Source organism: Alcaligenes sp. MMA (assembly GCF_020907215.1).
Lineage (GTDB): Bacteria > Pseudomonadota > Gammaproteobacteria > Burkholderiales > Burkholderiaceae_B > Alcaligenes > Alcaligenes aquatilis.
The window spans coordinates 1,508,841-1,529,102 of the sequence record NZ_JAJJPP010000001.1; the positions used below are offsets into that span (position 1 = coordinate 1,508,841).

At 54.1% G+C, this 20,262-nt stretch carries 13 protein-coding genes and 1 pseudogene; 9 read left to right on the forward strand and 5 right to left on the reverse strand.

Annotated features, from left to right (window positions below; translation table 11 throughout):
* Positions 1-37: 37 nt before the first annotated feature.
* The gene (locus LNA76_RS06885; protein ID WP_230018809.1) at positions 38-1,303 is read right to left on the reverse strand and encodes an RsmB/NOP family class I SAM-dependent RNA methyltransferase; all 1,266 of its coding nucleotides are present in this window, start codon (positions 1,301-1,303) and stop codon (positions 38-40) included.
* Between the two features lie 173 nt (positions 1,304-1,476).
* Positions 1,477-2,133, reverse strand: a complete 657-nt coding sequence (purN, locus tag LNA76_RS06890; RefSeq protein WP_121738711.1) for a phosphoribosylglycinamide formyltransferase — start codon at positions 2,131-2,133, stop codon at positions 1,477-1,479.
* 49 nt (positions 2,134-2,182) lie between these two features.
* Between purN and LNA76_RS06895 the strand changes: the two genes are divergently transcribed.
* The 7 genes from LNA76_RS06895 to LNA76_RS06925 all read left to right on the forward strand — a co-directional run bounded on the left by LNA76_RS06895 (position 2,183) and on the right by LNA76_RS06925 (position 10,885).
* Entirely contained in the window at positions 2,183-3,148 is a 966-nt protein-coding gene (locus tag LNA76_RS06895) for a bifunctional riboflavin kinase/FAD synthetase (protein ID WP_094196397.1), read from the forward strand.
* Complete coding sequence (gene ileS, locus LNA76_RS06900; protein ID WP_230018580.1) at positions 3,138-5,978, forward strand: isoleucine--tRNA ligase; 2,841 nt, start codon at positions 3,138-3,140, stop codon at positions 5,976-5,978. The genes LNA76_RS06895 and ileS overlap by 11 nt, the downstream gene beginning before the upstream one ends.
* Positions 5,971-6,504, forward strand: a complete 534-nt coding sequence (gene lspA / locus LNA76_RS06905) for a signal peptidase II (RefSeq protein WP_094196395.1) — start codon at positions 5,971-5,973, stop codon at positions 6,502-6,504. Before ileS ends, lspA begins: the two co-directional genes overlap by 8 nt.
* 20 nt (positions 6,505-6,524) lie before the next feature.
* Complete coding sequence (coaBC, locus tag LNA76_RS06910) at positions 6,525-7,709, forward strand: bifunctional phosphopantothenoylcysteine decarboxylase/phosphopantothenate--cysteine ligase CoaBC (protein ID WP_230018582.1); 1,185 nt, start codon at positions 6,525-6,527, stop codon at positions 7,707-7,709.
* 73 nt (positions 7,710-7,782) lie between these two features.
* Positions 7,783-8,244, forward strand: coding sequence for a dUTP diphosphatase (gene dut, locus LNA76_RS06915; RefSeq protein ID WP_042487854.1), 462 nt, complete (start codon positions 7,783-7,785; stop codon positions 8,242-8,244).
* Positions 8,245-8,380: 136 nt separating this feature from the next.
* Positions 8,381-9,376 (forward strand): 23S rRNA (adenine(1618)-N(6))-methyltransferase RlmF, encoded by a 996-nt coding sequence (gene rlmF, locus LNA76_RS06920; RefSeq protein ID WP_230018584.1) that lies wholly within the window; start codon positions 8,381-8,383, stop codon positions 9,374-9,376.
* 324 nt (positions 9,377-9,700) lie between these two features.
* Entirely contained in the window at positions 9,701-10,885 is a 1,185-nt protein-coding gene (locus tag LNA76_RS06925; RefSeq protein ID WP_230018586.1) for a restriction endonuclease, read from the forward strand.
* A 429-nt stretch (positions 10,886-11,314) separates the two neighbouring features.
* Here LNA76_RS06925 and LNA76_RS06930 read toward each other — a convergent pair whose 3' ends face one another.
* A complete protein-coding gene (locus tag LNA76_RS06930) occupies positions 11,315-11,992 on the reverse strand; it encodes a type 1 glutamine amidotransferase domain-containing protein (protein ID WP_230018589.1) in 678 nt (225 codons plus the stop codon).
* Between the two features lie 521 nt (positions 11,993-12,513).
* On the opposite strand from LNA76_RS06930, the gene LNA76_RS06935 reads away from it, so the two are divergent.
* Positions 12,514-13,203 (forward strand): VIT1/CCC1 transporter family protein, encoded by a 690-nt coding sequence (locus tag LNA76_RS06935; protein ID WP_108727312.1) that lies wholly within the window; start codon positions 12,514-12,516, stop codon positions 13,201-13,203.
* Positions 13,204-13,329: 126 nt separating this feature from the next.
* On the opposite strand, the gene LNA76_RS06940 is transcribed toward LNA76_RS06935, so the two are convergent.
* Together LNA76_RS06940 and LNA76_RS06945 are read right to left on the reverse strand one after the other, a co-directional pair.
* Positions 13,330-13,974, reverse strand: coding sequence for a DJ-1/PfpI family protein (locus LNA76_RS06940; RefSeq protein ID WP_230018591.1), 645 nt, complete (start codon positions 13,972-13,974; stop codon positions 13,330-13,332).
* Between the two features lie 32 nt (positions 13,975-14,006).
* Positions 14,007-14,750, reverse strand: a pseudogene (locus tag LNA76_RS06945) (SDR family oxidoreductase).
* 599 nt (positions 14,751-15,349) lie between these two features.
* On the opposite strand from LNA76_RS06945, the gene LNA76_RS06950 reads away from it, so the two are divergent.
* Positions 15,350-19,924, forward strand: a complete 4,575-nt coding sequence (locus LNA76_RS06950; protein ID WP_230018593.1) for an AAA family ATPase — start codon at positions 15,350-15,352, stop codon at positions 19,922-19,924.
* The last annotated feature ends 338 nt before the right edge of the window (positions 19,925-20,262 follow it).

Consider the following 20,262-nt stretch of genomic DNA (forward strand, 5'->3'; position numbering starts at 1 on the left):
TAACAATAACATTATTTAAGGACGAACTTGCTTTAAATCAAGCACTTTCCGTGATTCGTTCAAGTGCCGCACCAAAGAAACAGTCTGTCTGGTGACGGTCCGTGCGCAGATTCAAATAAGGCCCCTCTAGCGCAAGGGCTGGACATTTGTCCTTCAAGATTTCCCGGGCATCCAGCAGTCGGAACTCGGGGTGTTTGTCCAAGAATGCCTGCACTTGTTGCTCGTTTTCTTCGGGTAAAAAGCTACATGTTGCATAAACCAAACGGCCTCCTGGTGCGACACACGCCGCAGCCTGCTCCAGAATGTCGGCCTGCATCTGAGTGTACTGCTCCAGAGCTTGTGGATGTTGACGCCACTTAAGATCAGGATTTCGACGTAAAGTTCCCAATCCGCTGCAAGGCGCGTCCACCAATACGCGCTGCGCCTTGCCATGCAGGCGGCGAACACGCTGGTCGCCCGATTCCTGTATGACAACAGGCACCACATTGGACAGGCCGGCACGTGCAAAGCGCGGCTTGGCCTTGTTCAAACGGCTTGCCGATACGTCAAAGGCGTACAAACGGCCTGTAGAGCGCATCAAGGCGCCCAGCAGCAAGGACTTGCCACCGGCACCAGCGCAGTAGTCAATAACCATCTCGCCACGACGAGGCTCCAGCAAGGCGGTCAGCAATTGGCTGCCCTCTTCCTGAATTTCCAGCTCGCCTTTCTCATACTGTGGCCATACTGCGACAGATGGGCGGCCTTCAATACGGATACCCCAGGGTGAAAACGGCATGGCAACCGGTTTGAAGCGGGCCATGGGGCCATTTTGCAACTGGCGCAATACCGTATCGCGCTCGGCTTTCATGGGGTTGACGCGCAGATCCAGCAAGGCCTGCTCGTTCATGGCGGCCATCAGCTTGTAGGAATCCGGGATCTCTTTCAGACGCTCTTCCAGCCACTCGGGCAGACTCAGGCGTACGCCAACCGGCAGACCGTCCACGTTCAGGGCACGGATATGGCCCAGCCACTGGCGCTCTTCTTCCGTCAACCCCAAAGACAGGGATTCCTGACCGATTGCGGTAGACAGGCCCAGAATGGCCAGACGACGGGTGGATGGGCCTACGCCGCTTTCCGCCCAGTTACGGTACTGACGCAAGTGGCGCAGCACATCGAACACAGCTTCGCGAATCTCGGCACGGTCACGCGAGCCCATTTTGGGGCGGGTACGCGCCCAGCGTGTCAAGGCCAGGTCGGCGGGGTGCTTCCACTGCAAAACTTCACCCAGGGCGCTGGAGACCTGCTCCAGACGGCGCTGTGCCATCGCTCCCGGCTCGGGTGGACCCGAGGGCTTGTCGCGGCGTGCTGCATAAGGGCGACCACGCGCTCCGGACTCGTTACGTTGGGTAGACGAGGACGGGCGCTTGCGGTCCGAGCGGCCGCGGGATTGTTGGTGATCAGACATGAATATTCAAAAATTCCAAATAGCCCGCTCAATCAGGCGGGAAAATAAAAGCCGCGATGCGCAAGTCCGGCAACCTCGACACGGCCATCAGCCTGTAAACGCACTCGCCCCTCGATCAGCCAGCGGACGGCCTGGGTATAGACGTGGTGTTCGGTTGCCAAAACGCGCTCTGCCAGGGTTTGTGCATCATCGTCGTGCAGGACGGGCACGATACTTTGGGCAAGGATGGGACCATCATCGAGCACAGGGGTCACAAAGTGCACCGAGCAGCCATGAAACTGCACGCCCGCGTCAAGTGCCTGTTGATGGGTATTCAAACCGGGAAAGCTAGGAAGCAAGGATGGGTGTATATTGATGAGCTTGCCTGCATAGTGCTGAACAAAATCGGTGCTCAGGATGCGCATGAATCCCGCAAGTAGAACATAATCTGGCTGGTAGCGGTCAATCACGCGTGCCAAAGCCTGATCAAAGGCTTCACGTGTTGCAAATTCGCGATGCGAAACCGTCTCGGTAGGCAGCCCTTGACGCTGCGCCCATTCCAGTCCGGGCGCATCGCCCTTGTTAGAGATGACCGCCTCAATACGGCCATTTAAGCCCGCTGTCTTGATCAGTTCGCCAATGGCCTGCAAGTTGGAGCCCCGGCCTGAAATAAGCACAACAAGGCGACAAGGTAGGGTGGAATCGGTCAAAATCCTGTTTCCCGAGAAATAACGAATCCAAAATTGTAAACTCTCGCTTGTGAAATCTGATCTAAAACTCTATCGCTCTCTGCCACGGCGCAACAGCACGGCCCGCAGCGCTGTCACCATTGGCAATTTTGACGGGGTCCATCTGGGCCATCAGGCCATCTTGCACCGCGTCAATGAAGTGGCGCGCCAGCAGGATCTGAGCTCCTGTGTGATGACCTTTACGCCCCACCCGCGTGCCTTTTTTGCGCAGCGTGGCCAACGGCCCGAACTGATCCCCACGCAAATCAGCGGCCTGCGCGACAAGGTCGAAGCCCTGCACCAATGCGGCATTGAACAAATTTATCTGGCCCGCTTCAATCAGGCCATGGCCGATATGTCGGCCGCCACCTTCATTGACGAGATTCTGGTCCAGGGCCTGAACACCGGCTGGTTGCTGGTGGGCGAGGATTTCCGCTACGGCCACAAACGTGCAGGCGACATTGAAATGTTGCGCCAAGCGGGCAAGCGCCATGGCTTCAGCGTCGAAACCCTGCACGATGTGGCCGATGCCGATGGCCGCCGCATCTCCAGCTCGGAAGTGCGCACTGCCCTGGCCGTGGGCCAGCTGGACCGCGCCCGTGCTCTGCTGGGCAAACCCTTTCATATTAGCGGCCATGTCATTCATGGCCAGAAACTGGGCCGGGACATTGGCTACCCGACCTTGAACGTGCGCGTTCCCGAACACTGTGCCGCCCGCTCCGGCGTGTACGTGGTCCGGGTTCACGGACTGACCGGACAGGCTCTGCCCGGCATTGCCTCCTTGGGGGTACGCCCAACCGTCATCGACCAGGGACGGCTGCTGTTAGAGGTGCATTTACTGGACCAACGCCTGGATGCTTACGGTAAACTTGCCCGTATAGAATTTCTGGAATTTGTCAGGGACGAAGAAAAATTCCCGGACCTCATCACAATGATCGCCGCCATCGACAACGATGCACAACGCGCTCGCGACTACTTTGCTTCAAATGGACTATAAAAACTCTCTCAATTTGCCCGACACTCCCTTTCCCATGCGTGGTGACCTCGCCAAACGTGAGCCGGGCTGGATTAGCCAGTGGGAAGAAAACAAAGTCTATGCAGCAATTCGACAAGCCAGTGCCGGTCGTCCCAAATTTATTTTGCACGACGGCCCTCCCTATGCGAACGGCGACATTCACATTGGTCACGCGGTCAACAAGGTTCTGAAAGACATCATTGTCAAAAGCCGCAATATGGCCGGCTTTGACGCGCAGTACGTGCCCGGCTGGGACTGCCACGGCATGCCTATTGAAGTCCAGATCGAAAAGAAATACGGCAAGAACCTGCCTGTGGCTGAAGTTCAGGCCAAGGCGCGCGCCTACGCTCTGGAACAGATCGACAGCCAACGCAAGGACTTCAAGCGTCTGGGCGTGCTGGCCGACTGGGACCTGCCTTACCTGACCATGAACTTCAGCAACGAAGCCGACGAGCTGCGCGTGCTGTCCAAGATCATGCAAAAAGGGTTTGTGTTCCGTGGCCTGAAACCCGTGAACTGGTGTTTTGACTGTGGTTCCGCCCTGGCAGAAGCCGAGGTTGAATACGCGGATCGCACCGACCCGTCCGTGCACGTAGCCTTCCCCTTCGCGCAAAAAGACAAGCTGGCTGCCGCCTTTGGCGTGGACAGCGTGGACGATGGCGCCATCGTCATCTGGACCACCACCCCCTGGACCATTCCTGCCAACCAGGCGCTGAACGTACACCCTGAAATCAGCTACGCTCTGATCAAACTGGACAGCCCACGTGCTACCGGCTCCATGCTGATCGTGGCCGAAGATCTGATGAAGTCCTGCCTGGAACAATGGGGCCTGAGCGGCCAGGTTGTAGCCACCGCCACTGGCGAAGCCCTGAACCTGATCGAATTCAATCACCCTCTGGCCCACGTGGACGCAGGCTACCAACGCCGCTCCCCTGTGTATCTGGGCGACTACGTCACCCTGGACAGCGGTACCGGTGTGGTGCACTCCGCCCCTGCCTACGGTATTGAAGACTTTATCTCCTGCAAAGCCCATGGCATGAAGGACGACGATATGCTCACGCCCGTGATGGGCAATGGGCATTACGCCGAGAATCTGCCCCTGTTTGGCGGCCAGATGATCTGGAAGGCCAACCCGCAAATCGTGGAAGCCTTGCAGAACGCCGGTACTTTGCTGAAAACCGAACAGCACCCGCACAGCTACATGCACTGCTGGCGTCACAAGACGCCCATCATCTACCGTGCCACCAGCCAATGGTTTGCCGGCATGGACAAGGAAAACAACAGCGGTCGTACCTTGCGTGAAATGGCGCTGGAAGCCATTGATAACACCGAGTTCTACCCCTCCTGGGGTCGTGCCCGCCTGCACGCCATGATCGCCAACCGCCCTGACTGGACCTTGTCGCGTCAGCGTCAATGGGGTGTGCCCATGGCTTTCTTTGTTCACAAGGAAACCGGCGAACTGCACCCCCGCACGCCCGAGTTGATGGAGCAAGTGGCCGAGCGCATCGAAAAGAGTGGTATCGAGGCCTGGCAAAACCTGGACCCACGCGACCTGCTGGGTGACGAGGCCGACCTGTACGAGAAAAACCGCGACACACTGGACGTATGGTTTGACTCGGGCACCACGCACGCCACCGTGCTGGGCGGCAAGGATCACACTACCCACGGCTCGCACGCTGACAAACTGCAATGGCCTGCCGACCTGTACCTGGAAGGCTCGGACCAGCACCGTGGCTGGTTCCACTCGTCTCTGCTGACTGGCTGCATGCTGTATGGCCGTGCACCCTACAAAGCCCTGCTGACCCACGGTTTCGTGGTGGACGGCAATGGCCGCAAGATGAGCAAATCGCTGGGCAACATCATCAAGCCGCAAGAAATTGCCGACAAGATGGGTGCCGAGATCATGCGCCTGTGGGCCGCCTCTACTGATTACTCGGGCGAGCTGTCCATCTCCGACGAAATTCTGAAGCGTGTTGTGGAAGGCTACCGCCGTATCCGCAATACCTTGAAGTTCCTGCTGGGCAACCTGGCCGACTTCGATGTCACCCAACATGCTGTGCCTGTTGATCAACTGACCGAAATCGACCGCTACGCCCTGCAAATGACCGCCGACATGCAGGCCGAGTTGCTGGAGAACTACAAGCGCTACGAGTTCCACCCCATCGTGGCTCGCTTGCAGACCTTCTGCTCCGAAGACCTGGGCGCGTTCTACCTGGATATTCTGAAAGACCGTCTGTACACCACCGCCAAAGCTGGCCAGCCACGTCGCTCGGCTCAAACGGCGCTGTACCATCTGACACAAACCCTGCTCAAGCTGATGGCCCCTATCCTGTCCTTCACGGCAGAAGAAGCCTGGCGCGACATGCACGGTGGTACGGTTCCTAGCGGCACCATCTTCACCGAACTGTTCCATGTCCTGCCCGAGCAAGGCGAACAGTCGGCACTGAGCAGCAAGTGGCAACGCCTGCGCGCCATCCGTGCCGACGTGATGCGCCGCATTGAGGATGTACGTAGCACCGGCGCCATCGGTTCCTCCCTGGCTGCCGAAATCGACATCTACGCTAACGGTCAGGATCTGGAATTCCTGCAATCTCTGGGCGAAGATCTGCGCTTCATGCTGATTGTCTCCCGTGCCGACGTACACGCTGGCGAAGGCGATTTGCGCATCGACGTTACGCCTACCGAACAGGCCAAGTGCGAGCGTTGCTGGCACCACCGCCCAGACGTGGGCCAGAGCGCCGCGCACCCCACCCTGTGTGGTCGTTGCGAGGAGAATCTGTTTGGCCAAGGCGAAGTGCGTCACCATGCCTGATAAGGACATGGCCCCTTCTCCCGGCCAGGCCCGACTGCCCTCGCGGCAGTTCTGGGCCTGGATTGGTCTGGCCGCCTTTATTGTCGGTCTGGACCAATGGACCAAACAGTATTTCGACACCAACCTGTTCTATCAGGAACGTTGGAATATCCTGCCCTTTTTTGATTTCACCCTGGTCTACAATCCCGGCGCCGCTTTCAGCTTCCTGGCCGGTGGCCAGGGTTGGCAACGCTGGTTCTTTGTCGGCATTGCCGCTGTCGCGACCGTCTTTATCGTGACCATGCTGCGCCGCTCGGCCAAACAGCCCTTGTTTTGCCTGTCACTTAGCCTGATTCTGGGCGGTGCCATTGGCAACGTGGTCGATCGCCTGATGCACGGCCACGTGGTGGATTTTTTGCTGTTCTACTGGAATCAATCCTACTTTCCGGCTTTCAATATTGCTGACGTCGCCATCAGTTGCGGCGCTGCCTTGTTAGTGCTGGACGAGTTCATGCGCATGCGCCGCAACAAACGACAGCGCTCCTGAGTCTGTAAGGATCATGTCCTATGCTTAGCAATAAAAAACTGGTGTTTGGCATCACCGGCGGCATCGCTGCCTATAAAACTGCCGAGCTTTTGCGTCGCAGCCAGGACCTGGGTGCCCGGATTGACGTGGTCATGACCGAATCGGCCACGCGCTTTATCAGCCCGGTCACCTTTCAGGCCCTGTCGGGCCGTACCGTCTACACCGACTTGTGGGATGCGCGTGTTCCCAACAATATGGCGCACATCCAGCTTAGCCGGGATGCCGACGCCATTTTGATCGCCCCCGCCAGCACCAACTTCATGGCCAAGCTGGCCAACGGTCTGGCCGACGACTTGCTCAGCACCTTATGCGTGGCCCGTGGACACTGCCCCCTGCTGATCGCCCCGGCCATGAATCGGGAAATGTGGCTACATCCAGCGACCCAACGCAACGTCGAGCAATTACGCCGCGACGGCGCGCATATTCTAGGCCCCGGCAGCGGCGACCAGGCCTGTGGTGAAACCGGCGACGGTCGCATGCTGGAACCGGCCCAACTGCTGGCTGAACTGACCGCCTTCTTCCAACCCAAACTGCTAACCGGTAAACGAGTCCTGATCACCGCTGGCCCGACCAGCGAACCTATCGACCCGATCCGTGTCATCAGCAACCGCTCCTCCGGCAAGATGGGCTACGCCATTGCGCGTGCGGCTCAGGAAGCCGGTGCACAAGTCACGCTGGTGTCCGGCCCTGTTGCACTGGAAACGCCCTACCAGGTACGCCGCATCAATGTGGAAACGGCCCGGCAAATGCACGCCACTGTCATGTCCCAAGTGGATGATGCCGATATCTTCATCAGCGTTGCCGCAGTAGCAGACTGGTACGTCAGCAATGCCAGCGACATCAAGATCAAAAAGACCTCCGAACAAGCCACGCCGGACCTGCAATTCAGCCCCAACCCCGACATTCTGGCCGAAGTTGCCGCACTGAAGAACGGTCCTTTCTGTGTCGGCTTTGCCGCCGAGACCGACAACCTGATCGAGCACGCCCAGGCCAAGCGCCAGCGTAAGAATGTGCCTTTGCTGGTTGCCAACCTGGCACAGCGCGCCATGAATGCCGACGACACCGAACTGGTGCTGTTTGACGAGCAAGGCCATATGCACTGGCCTGCCCAGGATAAACTGCTGGCGGCGCGCCAACTGGTTCAAGATATCGCCCAGCGGCTTTAAGCCCTTTTCTCTTTTATGATGACGGGCAGCGCTAAAGTTGATGCGCTGCCTCTCTTTTTTCAGGATACCGTCTATGCACCGCCGTATTGAAGCTCGCATCGTCAATGACTTGTTGGGCACGACTATTGAAGCCCCCAGCTACGCCACGGACGGCTCGGCCGCCATGGACCTGCGCGCCTGCCTGAGCGAGGCCGTCACCCTGCCCGCAGGCGGCCGTACGCTGGTTAAAACCGGCCTGGCCATCAATATGATGGACCCTGGCCTGGTGGCCATCGTCGCCTCGCGCTCGGGCCTGTCCTTGAAGCATGGCGTGCGTGTTGCCCAAGGCATTGGCGTAATTGATGCCGACTACCACGGCGAAATCGGCGTGATTCTGGCCAACGACAGCGACCAGGATTATGTGATCCAGCCCGGCGAGCGTATCGCCCAACTGATGTTCCAACCCGTGGTGCAAGTAGCACTGCAATTTGTGAATGAGTTCTCTACCGAGACCGAGCGTGGTACGGGTGGGTTCGGCAGCACAGGCAAGAACTAAGCATTAAAACTAGGGAAGGATGCGATGCAGAGCGACGTAGTACAGCAAGCATCGCTCCTTCCTTAGTCCTGGCACTTTGCTTTAACAACGTACTAGTGCCACGACTCAGACTTACCCAGGCCAATTTCGGACTTCAATGCGCTCTTCAAAAACAGGTAATTCCAAGGCTGAATTACCCACTTCCAACAAAACAGCGGCCCAGCTCCACCCGCGCAATCGCCATCAGGGCCGCTACGACTTTGACGCTCTGATCAAAGAAACGCCCGAACTGGCCGCTTTCGTTTTCTTGAATCCGTACGGTGATCAAAGCATCAATTTCGCTGACCCGAATGCCGTCAAAGCCCTGAATCGTGCCCTGCTAAAGAGCTTTTACGGCATAGCGCATTGGGATATTCCTGCCAATTACCTGTGCCCTCCCATTCCGGGTCGAGCCGACTACATACACTATCTGGCCGATTTACTGGCCAACAGCAATAAGGGGGCCATTCCTAATGGTGAGGCAGTACGTGTCCTGGATATTGGCGTAGGTGCAAATGCCATCTACCCGTTGATCGGCCATGCCGAATATGGCTGGCAGTTTCTAGGCTCGGACATCTCGGCTGATGCACTGACATCAGCACGAAGCATTATTCATGGGAATCCTGGTTTATCGGCTGCAATCAAGCTACGCCAACAAAAATCGCCCAGACATATTTTCAAGGGCTTGCTGGGCACAAACGATTACTTTGACCTGACGCTGTGCAATCCACCCTTCCATTCCTCGCAGGAAGAAGCGGTAAGCAGCAGTCAACGTAAATGGCGTGGCTTGGGCAAGGCTGCGCCCAAGCACAATGCTCCTGTGCTGAACTTTGGTGGGCAGAATACGGAGCTCTGGTGCGAAGGCGGCGAGGCGCTTTTCATCCGCCGCATGATAGAAGAAAGCGTGACCGTAGGTGGGCAAGTGCTTTGGTTCAGCACCTTGGTGTCCAAAGCATCGAATGTACCCGGTGTGTTGAATGCCTTAAAGAAGGCCAAGGCGGTTAAAGTCAAAACCGTAGAAATGATACAGGGCCATAAGCAAAGCCGCTTCGTAGCTTGGACTTTTCTTGATGCTGGAGAGCAAGAGGCTTGGCGCAAGGAGCGTTGGCGGTAGGCTTACCTCAAATGTTTAGCGAAACATAAGGCTCATAAATAGCTCTTTCTGCGCTAAAGGTGATGAGTAAAAACAGGTTTGACGGGTGTAAATCGCTGAAGATGTCGGCTCACGGCTAGGAGCAGCCATCTCAAGATGGCTATGGGCACTACACAGCACCTGAGGGTGGAAGACCCCGTAGACGGAAAGGTAACAATAGGCTACCGTCTTCGATCAAATGCAGAGGCTTTTCAGGGCGTCAGATTCGTATCCAGTGGCCACTGATCGAAACTGATAGATAAAGTCTTGCACCTCAGATCTCTCTTCAGCGCGGGAAGGATATGCATGATTTACCAATGCCACGGATGCAACAGAACAACTTTTGAGACGGCCTGCCCTTGGTGCAACAGCTCCGACACATCACCGTCTGCTGCGCTGTCAACTCAGCAGTTGACCCCGCTTGACCCCTCTCTCTACCCTGACTTTCAGTATCAGTCCAAAGGACTTATCAAAGATTTTCTGGGTAAGAAGAAAGAGCAAGCACAGTTGAACGATTTGCTTAACAATGTACTGAGAAAATACGCGCAGCTTAAGCAGCCTTATTTCACAAATTTCATCCATACCACCCGGGAAACTGCGTCAACGTCCAACGACGTCGGGATGCCGGGGCCTAGGCCCGAAGGTATCTACACTGAACGTGAGCTCTTCAGAGAGGTGCTGATTCGTAAGGGGTTTGATGAGCTTGAAGGCTTGCCCTCACTGCTGGACAAGCTGCTTCTGACGACTTCGTTCAACTCAACTTACCTTGGCTTCTCCAGAGAGCTCAGCCGTCACATAAAAGCCGACCTGACCGAGACTCTTCGATCATGGATCGACGAGGCTGGAACGACGTTCAGATCCGATCTTGCTCTGTTTTATTACTACCTCTGGGAAAATGATATTTCCTACCCGGATATTCAATTCAACGCTCAAGCGAACGCAACGGTGAATATTCCTCTGATTTCCTTGTCCGCCTTCCTATCAGGGCTGAACCATTGTGAGCAGGTCTACTTCGACGTTCTCGTCGAGCGGCTGGGAAATCAGCTTGAACACTTCAATCCGAACCGGTTCATCACGATGTATCTGGTGGACGCAATGGACGGGTTCCAGTTCGAGGCCTTTTTGATGGAAGTTTTCCAAACCATCGGTTTCGACGTGAAAGAAACGAAGAAGACCGCTGACCAGGGTGCCGATTTGTTTGTGAGTCGGTTCGGCAAGAATATGGTGATCCAAGCAAAAAATTACACTGGCTCCGTTGGGAATGCCGCCGTTCAACAAGCGATCTCGGCCAAGGCATTCTACGGTTGCGACGAAGCCATGGTCGTGACCAATTCCTATTACACGAAATCGGCCAAAGAGCTTGCTTACACGGCTGGTGTTCGCCTCATCGATCGTGAAGGCTTGCAGACCTATCTGGATGATTACAATCAGAAGCTGATTGAGGTCTTCCAGGCTGAATCGGAGGATGAGGATGAAAAAACAATGGCGTAATTTAACAGTTCGATTAACTGCCAGATTGACCCTCACGGAATTGATTGAGCGTTTCGATGACCATTGAGCGGCAATGCCCATTCTTGATCACAGCTGCTGTTTCGCTCATGTGCAACTGAAAAAGCCTCGTTTTACATGCCAGGAAGCGAAGCCATACAGGGAAAGCACAGTGCACCAAAGCACCAGGCAGTGGTCAACGTTATCAGTCTATGTTGTGGTCGGAGAGATGCGCGAAGCAGCGAAAGCCGATGATGGGCTAAGGATAAGGTTCTAACCATTTCACTCCAATACATGTCATCTGACCCGTTGCGACGTGACTGGCTGCTTCGGATCGATCACAGTCGCTCACTAAAGACGGCTATCGGCTAACCAAGCAAAAAGAATCACTGCACCAACGATGCTGCTCACAGCATCGTTGGCTAGGCGGGTTCACCCCAACATCTTCAGCAAGGCCTCGGCGGCGGGTCTGGATGACGCCGGATTCTGACCGGAGATCAGCAGGCCATCGCTGACCACATGAGGTTGCCAGTCGCTGCCTTTGCTGTAATTGCCACCATTTCCTTTCAACATATCTTCCACCAGAAATGGCACGACGTCGGTCAGACCGACAGCCTCTTCCTCGCTGTTGGCAAAACCTGTAACCGACTTGCCTCGAACCAGCGGTGTGCCGTCAGCCGATTTCACATGGCGCAACACGCCTGGGGCGTGGCAGACGGCAGCAACCGGCTTGCCTGCGGCCAGCATGGTTTCGATCAGTGCGATCGATGTGGGATCTTCGGCCAAATCCCACAAAGGCCCATGGCCGCCCGGATAGAACACGGCATCAAAATCGGTGGCCACGATGTCCATGAGCTTTTGCGTCTCGGCCAATACGGACTGAGCCGCCGGATCATCCTTGAAACGGCGGGTGTCATCGGTTTGCGCCGCTGGATCATCGCTCTTTGGGTCCAGTGGCACTTGTCCACCCTGCGGCGAGGCGACCGTGATCTGCGCGCCCGCGTCCTTAAAGACGTAGTAAGGCGCGGCGAACTCCTCCAGCCAGAAACCCGTTTTTTGGCCAGTGTTGCCCAGTTGATCGTGCGAAGTAAGAATCATCAAAATCTTCATGGAGCACCTTCTTTGAATGGAGGATAGGAAAGCAAGCAGTCACGCCAACGAGGTCTTGCTCGCTAACGATGCCAATCACCAGCTTACCAAAACGGCTGCTGGTAAGTATGCCGATCAAGGCCTGCGACGGCTGCCGAGATCGTCGTCCATGCCGTTGCGAGACAGAACCATGCCTTCCCGCAGCCACTTAAAATGATCACGTTGCGGCACCCATATTGCTAGGTCGTCCGTTCCAGGTTTATCTGAACCCAAGCTTTACTCAAACAGACAAACGGCGAATTTAACATTGCCAGTCTGGCTAACGTCAGTCAGGGACAAAGGACGGATTTTGTATATGGATTCACCGCCGTTTCCTGCTGAAAACAAGGTACTGAAGAGACTGTTAGCGTCAACATCGAATTACTATTGATCCTGATACTTTCTAATTACATGCCGAGACTGAAAGCGCGTGCTTAACGTAAGCGAGTCATTCGTCACACCACCGGTTCAGTACGTAATCACACATCAACCTGGGGCTACCCATGAGACATACAGAAAGACACAAGACGCACCGGACAGGATGGCTTCGTGCTGCGGTTCTTGGTGCGAATGACGGGATTGTCTCTACAGCAAGCTTGGTCTTGGGTGTGGCCGCCACAGGAGCAAGCGCAAAGAGCATTCTTGTGGCCGGCGTTGCCAGCCTGGTCGCTGGGGCCATGTCTATGGCGGCGGGTGAGTATGTGTCGGTCAGCTCCCAAGCCGATACAGAGAATGCGGATCTGGCCCGCGAGAAGGCAGAGTTGGCTAAGGACCCCGAACAAGAACATGCAGAGCTCACTGCTATTTATGTCAATCGGGGCTTGGATGAAAACCTGGCTTCAAATGTAGCGACCCAGCTCATGGCTCACGACGCACTCGGGGCCCATGCACGAGACGAGCTTGGCATATCCGAGACCTTGGCGGCCAAACCGGTACAGGCTGCACTGGCCTCCGCTACGACGTTTGCAGCCGGCGCCCTGCTTCCTTTGCTTGTGGTTCTGCTGCTGCCAACGGCTACACTCATGTGGTATGTCGCAGGCAGCTCACTGCTTTTTCTGGCACTGTTAGGCTTGATCGCTGCCAAGGCAGGCGGCGCTCCTCTATTTGTCTCGACCGCCCGCGTGACCTTCTGGGGGGCATTGGCGATGGGACTAACGGCTGGCGTCGGTGCCTTGTTTGGCGTTGCTGCTTAATTGCAGTTTGTTCTTTGGCAATCATAGGCCCGAACACAAAATTTCCGACACTCTCTCAGCTACCCACGCTAAGACCCACGACTCCTAAACCTTTCGCCCAACAACTACGCCCAGAAAACACCGACCTTAGCGCGCAAACGGATCAATTGTCGGATCACTGTTCCAGACATACTCGGTCCAATGCGCAATGCTTTCGGCTTGCTCACGGTTATAGAGCTTCTCGACCAGAGCCAACGCCATATCCGTCCCCGCTGACACACCCGAGGATGTGACGTACTTGCCATCAAACACCCAGCGGGCCTGCTTCTGCCAAAGCACATCCCCATCCTGAGCCACCGCAAAATCAAACGCCAGCTTGTTAGATGTGGCTCGGCGCTGCTTCAGAACACCCGCCTTGGCCAATAAAGCCGCCCCCGTACACACCGACACCGTCCACTGCGTTGCCTTGTCCTGCTTCTGAATGAAGGCCAGCATGGCAGGGTTGTTGATTTCGCTACGCGTTCCCATACCGCCGGGAACCATCAGAATATCGAATTGTGGAACCGTCTCGAAACTATAGGAAGTCTGGGTTTCTATCCCTTGAGACGAACGAACCAGCCCACCCTGCTGAGACACCATGACCATCTCGTAATCCGGCATCCCACCCCACATTTCAACCGGCCCGAATACATCGAGAGTTTCAAACTGATCAAACAGCACAATGCCAATTTGTTTTTTTATTGTGTTCCCTGCTGTGCTGGTAGATGTAGCCGATGCAGTCTTACCGCTCATGATGTGCCCCCTCATGGTTGAAACCCAATAACTCAAATCGTGGTTCGTACCAAACCGCCATCAATAGCCAAATTTTGACCTACGATAAAACCCGCGGCCTCGCTGCACAAGAAGGCACATGCAGCTCCGAACTCGCCGGGCGTTCCAGCTCGCCCTGCTGGTACAGACGCAATCATTTTCTCTGCCACAGGCCCCAACTCCTGCAGGCGATCCGTCATGATCGTGCCGGGCAACAAATTATTGATCGCGACGTTATGCTGAGCTACTTCGCGAGACACGCTGGCAACAAAACCGGTCAAGGCCATACGGGCGGCAGTGGACAACTCCAGGTTGGTCACAGGTGAACGGACGGACACTGAGGTGATATTGACGATGCGGCCAAAGCGGCGGCTTACCATGCCTGGCAACACAGCCTGAATTAGCTCCACCGCTGCCAGGAAGTTTTGCTCCAGCGCGGCTTGCCAGTGAGTGGCCTCCAACTGAGCAAAAGGCATAGACGGAGGCCCGCCCGCGTTGGTCACCAGGATGTCGATATCCGAGCACGCGGCAGCTACGGCTTTTCCGTCGGCCACCTGAGAAAGGTCTGCGGCAATCCATTTAGCTGTAGCACCGGTAGAGGCTTCAATCTGCTTGGCGGCTTCTTGTAACTTGTGCTCACTGCGGGATGCTAGGGTGACTTACACGCCTTCAGCGGCTAGTGCCTGAGCACAGGCTAACCCTAAGCCACTCGAGGCTCCACAGATCAAGGCTCGTCGTCCAGTAATTCCTAAATTTATTTTCTCTTCTCCTTGGCGGGTCTTTATAACAAAGTCATTCGGATAGAAATAACATCACGACCCACTGTTTTTCTGAATAGAACAAGCCCCCTCTATCCACATAACAGCCTGTCGGCAACATCCAGAGTTGTTATGGTAAAAATTTACAACAACCCAGGGCCCACTCAAAACTCGTAACTACTATTTGCTCAGCATATATCTACCAATTCGTAGGCTGGCACGACTTTCTATACGCAAGAAATAAAACATCATTTAATACCACTGAGCTTTGAGTGCATCTCCTCTCTAAGCTTAAAAGACCTTTGAGACATTTTTTATACGTGATTACCTACTAAATAGAAAAGTACTTAATGAACAACTACGTTGGCTATTTATCAGACATAAAGACACATTGCTATGTGTCAGCTACTATGCGGTCTACTTTCGGCCAGAAGGATCCATTCGACATGCTCTCAACCACTAAGTGCTACAGGCTGATCTAAATCATCCACAGACCAGCGTCTGAGCGGGCAACAACTGGCCAGATTAAAACCTCCACAGAAGCAGACGTAACTCATACTGACTAGCTTCAAGGCACCTGTAATATTCAAGAGAGAAAAATGAGCAAGGCAGGGATCCAATCCAACCGCGGAGATGGTTACCAAACTCTTATTGCCCTTGAATGGGCTTTAGCCGTTTTATCAGAACCAGAGTATCAATGGCTTGAGGTTGATTCAGTAACATCGGTGGTAGACGATGTAGTGATTGGAAAAACAGACGGCAGCAAAATTTGCTGCCAATGCAAAAAGAATCAAACTGCATTCAAGGCTTGGTCAATAGTCGATTTGAGCGACGAATTGCATAAAGCGAAGAGCCTGCTGGCCAGCGATGACATATCGGTGGTGCGTTTTTATTCACGCAACAATTTTGGCAACTTGGCAGCATTGCGCGAATTCAGCGCCAGCTATGCCGATGAGTCTGTCTACCAAGCTAATCTTGGCATTGCACATCAAGAGACAGATACACAGCTAGAAAAACTACTCGCTCTGCAGACCCCAAAGATGTCGACTTATACATTTCTGAGTCGAATACGCTTTGAGGTTAGCCCCGATCTGGACCGCATGCGGACACTGTTACAAGAACGTTTACGCCGACTGGTAAGCAATCCTTCAGCGGCCTATAACGCCCTGTGGACCCGTCTAGATTGCCTTGGGATGCGAGTCAACGACAATGACCACAACTTCGCTATACAACACCGGCTAACCAAAGCCGATCTCACAGATCTACTGAATCAAGCTGGATCAATGCTGACCCCATCCGTAGATGTGATGGAAATTCGCACTTCATTCCAGAGCACCTCCGCTATTGGACGCACATGGCGCAGAGACATCGGTAACGAATGTATTCCAAGCCCGTTGATCAACGATATCCTCGCCGCGATTGCAGCCAAGCATCGTTCTATCTTGCTGACCGGATTGCCAGGTTCAGGCAAAACCTGCGTAATGCTTGCCTTGCAGGATGAGTTGGAACAGCTCGCCCAAATCCGCTCAGACTTACTGCCGCTGTTTATTCAATCACGCGAGTTCGCAGACTTTGCCACTGCACAAGACCGCCAAGCTCAGGGGCTATCCGAGCAATGGGTTAGCAAGGTTGCGCGCATGGCAGAGGATGCCCATGTTGTGGTGGTCATTGATTCCTTAGATGTTCTTTCCATTGCCCGAGAACATCAAGTGTTGACGTATTTTCTGGCTCAAATTGATCAGCTTCTTTTGATCCCCAATGTCACTGTCATCACAGCTTGCCGTGACTTTGACCGCCATTACGATCGACGTATTGTACAAAGAACGTGGGATAGCGAATTCACTTGCCAGCCATTGGATTGGGACACAGAAATTATCCCGTTGCTTGCCAAACTTGGCATTGACGCGTCCATCACGGATGCAGCCACACGCGAGTTAATCCGCAATCCGCGGGAACTGGCTTTATATGTAGAACTGGCGCAACAAGGCGGCAGCTTCAATGTAGTGACAAGTCAAGCATTAGCACAGCGTTATCTAACAACGATCGTTCAATCCAATAGCGCATTGGGAGATGCTGCGATGCAAGCCATCGAGGCCATGGCCTCGGAAATGCTCAGGCTGCGCAGCTTGGCTGTGCCCAGGCCGCGATTTTCCGCATCTCAAGACACCCTAAGGGCGTTACTCAGCCACAACGTACTAATTGAAATGCAGGACGGACAATTGACGTTTGGGCACCAAACCCTACTGGATGTGTTAGTGATCAGCGGGACAGAGCGGCAAGGAGTGAATTTGAATGCGTTCATCCAAAACCTGCCGCCCGTGCCTTTTGTGCGCCCCAGCATTCGCAGCTTTATCACACAATTAGCCACTAGGGATCGACGCGACTTCCGAAAACAATTACGCACCGTTTTGACGAGCTCGCACGCATTCCACATTCGCCGCCTAGTGGCGGAGTCTTTTGCGAAGCAAGTTCCCCAAGATGACGACTGGCCATTAATACGCGACCTGAGGGCCACGCATCGTGAGGTGTTTCAAGTGATCTACACCCAAACAATCCGACCAGAATGGCACTATTTTTGGTTCAAGCATCTGGTTCCGATGCTGAAAGACTCGCGAGATGTAGACGGACTGACGACGCATGCACACCGGGTAATACAGTGGCAAAACGATGATACGGCAGGGGTAGTCGCGTTCTGGCTGGAGGTGCTGGCTATGGACGATGTGGACAAAGCCCAGTTTGTCCATTCAATAGCACGTAGCATCACCCAAATTCATGTAAATCATTCAGCGCTGCTTGAACCCTTGCTGCTGATTTTGCTCAAGTTACCTCGCAAGGAACACAGCTTTCTTGGCCGTGCTCTCGCACACTGCATGAAAGCCGGCAATCTGGATGATTCGGTATTGTGGCAGTACGTTACGGGCGAAATCAACGACGAGGATATACAGGGATACCACTTTGGCTCGAAACTACGTTGCAAGCAGCATGAATTTGGCGATAGGCACAATAAGTTTCTTGCAGATCGAATGCAAAAGTCCACGGCTCTACTAGATATGGCCATTGCATCTATTGAACAATGGAGTCAAATCAAACAATTGCGTTATGGAGAGACACCCGTAAGCTACTGTAGTGGGTTCCTACGCGACACCTCTTACAACGACACACACAGCCAAGTCGACTATCAGCATGTGGGTAGCGAACGCGTCCTACTGGATGCGGTTGAATCTGCAGTCATGCACCATGCAATCACCTGTTCTAGTTGGTGGCGAAAAAACTGTGAACGTTTATGTTCCAGCGCCGAAGGTGCGTTACGTTATTTCGCCATCCTCGCATGCACGGCGGCATCGACAAGCAACCTCGATATGATTGAACGCATATTACGCGACAAACCTTTGCTGCAATCAAATCTGTCCCATGAGTTGGGTACGCTAATGCGAAGCTCATTTGTGCAGCTTGAAGGTACGGCGCAAGCTGCGATTCAGGCAATTATTTTGATTCTTCATCAGGAAGACGCTGCCGATCCGACATACCGGCCATGGATTCTGAAAAAGCAAGCGCAGCTAATTCTCACTATCCCATCCCATCTGCGCTCATCTGCCGCCCAAGAGGTGCTAAATGAATGTGAAAAATCGTTCTGGCCTATGGAGCGCCAACCTGAGATTGGTATGCGTGGTGGCATGGTGAGTGCGCCCTTTTCTTTTGAAGTTTTTCTTGCTGCAAGCGATGACGCAGTGCTGCGACTATTAGCTCACTACAATGGGTACGACCGAAATTCATTTGATGATTTTCTAGTGGGCGGAGAACAAGAAGTTGGCAGGCAGTTGCATGAGGCCGCCTCACGTCATCCGACACATTTTTTGCGATTGTTACGGACATATTGGGCGCAACTCTCCAATCGATTTCGCGATGACATCATGGGCGGTGTGGCCACCTATTTAGCTTATCGCCACGGCAACTTGCAAAATCCCAACGATTGGACACCCATTGAGGAGCCAGATGCCGTTGGATTGGCGCAGCACATTTTGGATGAATTGGAAAGACACCCCGCCCACTGGCACCACAACCGGACCGCATCGAATGCGCTGCAAGCCTGTGCACACGTGGTTCAAAGCACTCTGTCTGCTGAAGGACTGGTGTTCTTGACGATCGGCTTTTTAACGCTTCGGGAAGAAAGTTCCATTTCTGGAGATTCCGTCGATTTGCTTACTATCGGCATCAATATGACACGTGGTCACGTGGTGGAGGCCTTAATGATCATGGCCACGCAATTGCATGAAAACAATTTGACTTGGCCTGAACTTCTGACGCCAACGTTGCGCCAATTTGCCGCCGACGAGCACCCTGCCATCCGCGCCCTGCTTCTGAGGCGCTTACCATATTTGCAAAGTCTGCAAACAGACCTAGGCTGGGAACTGTTTGATCTTGCTATGCAAAAAGGCACCACCGGACTTTGGGCTATGGCCGAGTCATGCTTGTATCATACTTACCACAAGAAATTTGACATTGTTGCCCCACGGCTGTCACGCCTCTACCGTGATGGACAAGATAAAGATTTGGAAACCTGGGGACGCATTTCAGCTTTGGCTGCTTTGTCGAACCATATTGACTTCTCCGCCTTCCTCTCTGAATTGATATCGCGAAACGCCAGCCAGGCTTGGCGCGGTGCCGCGAGCGTTTGGACACATCCAGGCAATATGCAGCAACATCGCGATCAATGCCTGAAAGGTATTCAAGAAGGCTTAAGCGCGGCAAGCCCTGATGCTGCCGCTGTAGCGCGCAAATGCAGAGGCCTTTTTAGAGAAAATGCACCGCTGATTTCAATGCCGACTGAACTAATCAGGCGTTGCTTTACCTTACTTGGGGCCGAGACTGAATCCACACAAAGAGACGTATATGGATTCGATGCGTGGTTAAATGCTACATCCGCTCGGGATCCGATGTCTGCGCTGGAATCTACTGAGGCTTATCTGGACTATGTTAGGCGAGCGAACCTCTATCTGTACGACCATGAGAACAACCTCACACAGCTTCTGACCCGCCTCTTTGCACAGGCTGAAGAGCAGGAAGAATCAGACGCTGGGGCCATGCTGCAACGTGTGGTTGCAGTACAAGATACGTTGCTGGCTTTGGGAGTTAGCGGAGTAAATGACTGGCTTAAAGATGCAGAGCGACCATGATCAATCTAATCTGAAATAGTCTTCTGTCATCAGCATTCATTAATATTGGCTATTTAGTAATGAGTTGCATGGACACTAACTTTCTTTGGTTCGGCAGTATGAGACCAGTCTGGGCCAAAGCGGTCAGCGATGAAGCACTAATTACGACTCGGAGAAGTTAAAGTCGCAGTACCTCGTACACCTGATGACCCTCACTTTGCCTGAGGCCATCAACCTCTGCGACCACCGCACAGTAGACGTTGGCTCCTGGCTCGCGAACGGCAGCTTCGGGTCGAAAGCCGCAATTCATAAAGTTAACTTCAAACCCGACCCAATTTCATATGAGTAATTAAAAAGCC

Excerpts from the sequence above, each read along its gene's own strand:
- LNA76_RS06885 (WP_230018809.1), bottom strand. The coding sequence starts at position 1,303 with ATGGCACAGCGCCGTCTGGAGCAGGTCTCCAGCGCCCTGGGTGAAGTT.
- ileS (WP_230018580.1), top strand. The coding sequence starts at position 3,138 with ATGGACTATAAAAACTCTCTCAATTTGCCCGACACTCCCTTTCCCATG.
- lspA (WP_094196395.1), top strand. The coding sequence starts at position 5,971 with ATGCCTGATAAGGACATGGCCCCTTCTCCCGGCCAGGCCCGACTGCCC.
- coaBC (WP_230018582.1), top strand. The coding sequence starts at position 6,525 with ATGCTTAGCAATAAAAAACTGGTGTTTGGCATCACCGGCGGCATCGCT.
- dut (WP_042487854.1), top strand. The coding sequence starts at position 7,783 with ATGCACCGCCGTATTGAAGCTCGCATCGTCAATGACTTGTTGGGCACG.
- rlmF (WP_230018584.1), top strand. The coding sequence starts at position 8,381 with ATGCGCTCTTCAAAAACAGGTAATTCCAAGGCTGAATTACCCACTTCC.
- LNA76_RS06925 (WP_230018586.1), top strand. The coding sequence starts at position 9,701 with ATGATTTACCAATGCCACGGATGCAACAGAACAACTTTTGAGACGGCC.
- LNA76_RS06930 (WP_230018589.1), bottom strand. The coding sequence starts at position 11,992 with ATGAAGATTTTGATGATTCTTACTTCGCACGATCAACTGGGCAACACT.
- LNA76_RS06935 (WP_108727312.1), top strand. The coding sequence starts at position 12,514 with ATGAGACATACAGAAAGACACAAGACGCACCGGACAGGATGGCTTCGT.
- LNA76_RS06940 (WP_230018591.1), bottom strand. The coding sequence starts at position 13,974 with ATGAGCGGTAAGACTGCATCGGCTACATCTACCAGCACAGCAGGGAAC.
- LNA76_RS06950 (WP_230018593.1), top strand. The coding sequence starts at position 15,350 with ATGAGCAAGGCAGGGATCCAATCCAACCGCGGAGATGGTTACCAAACT.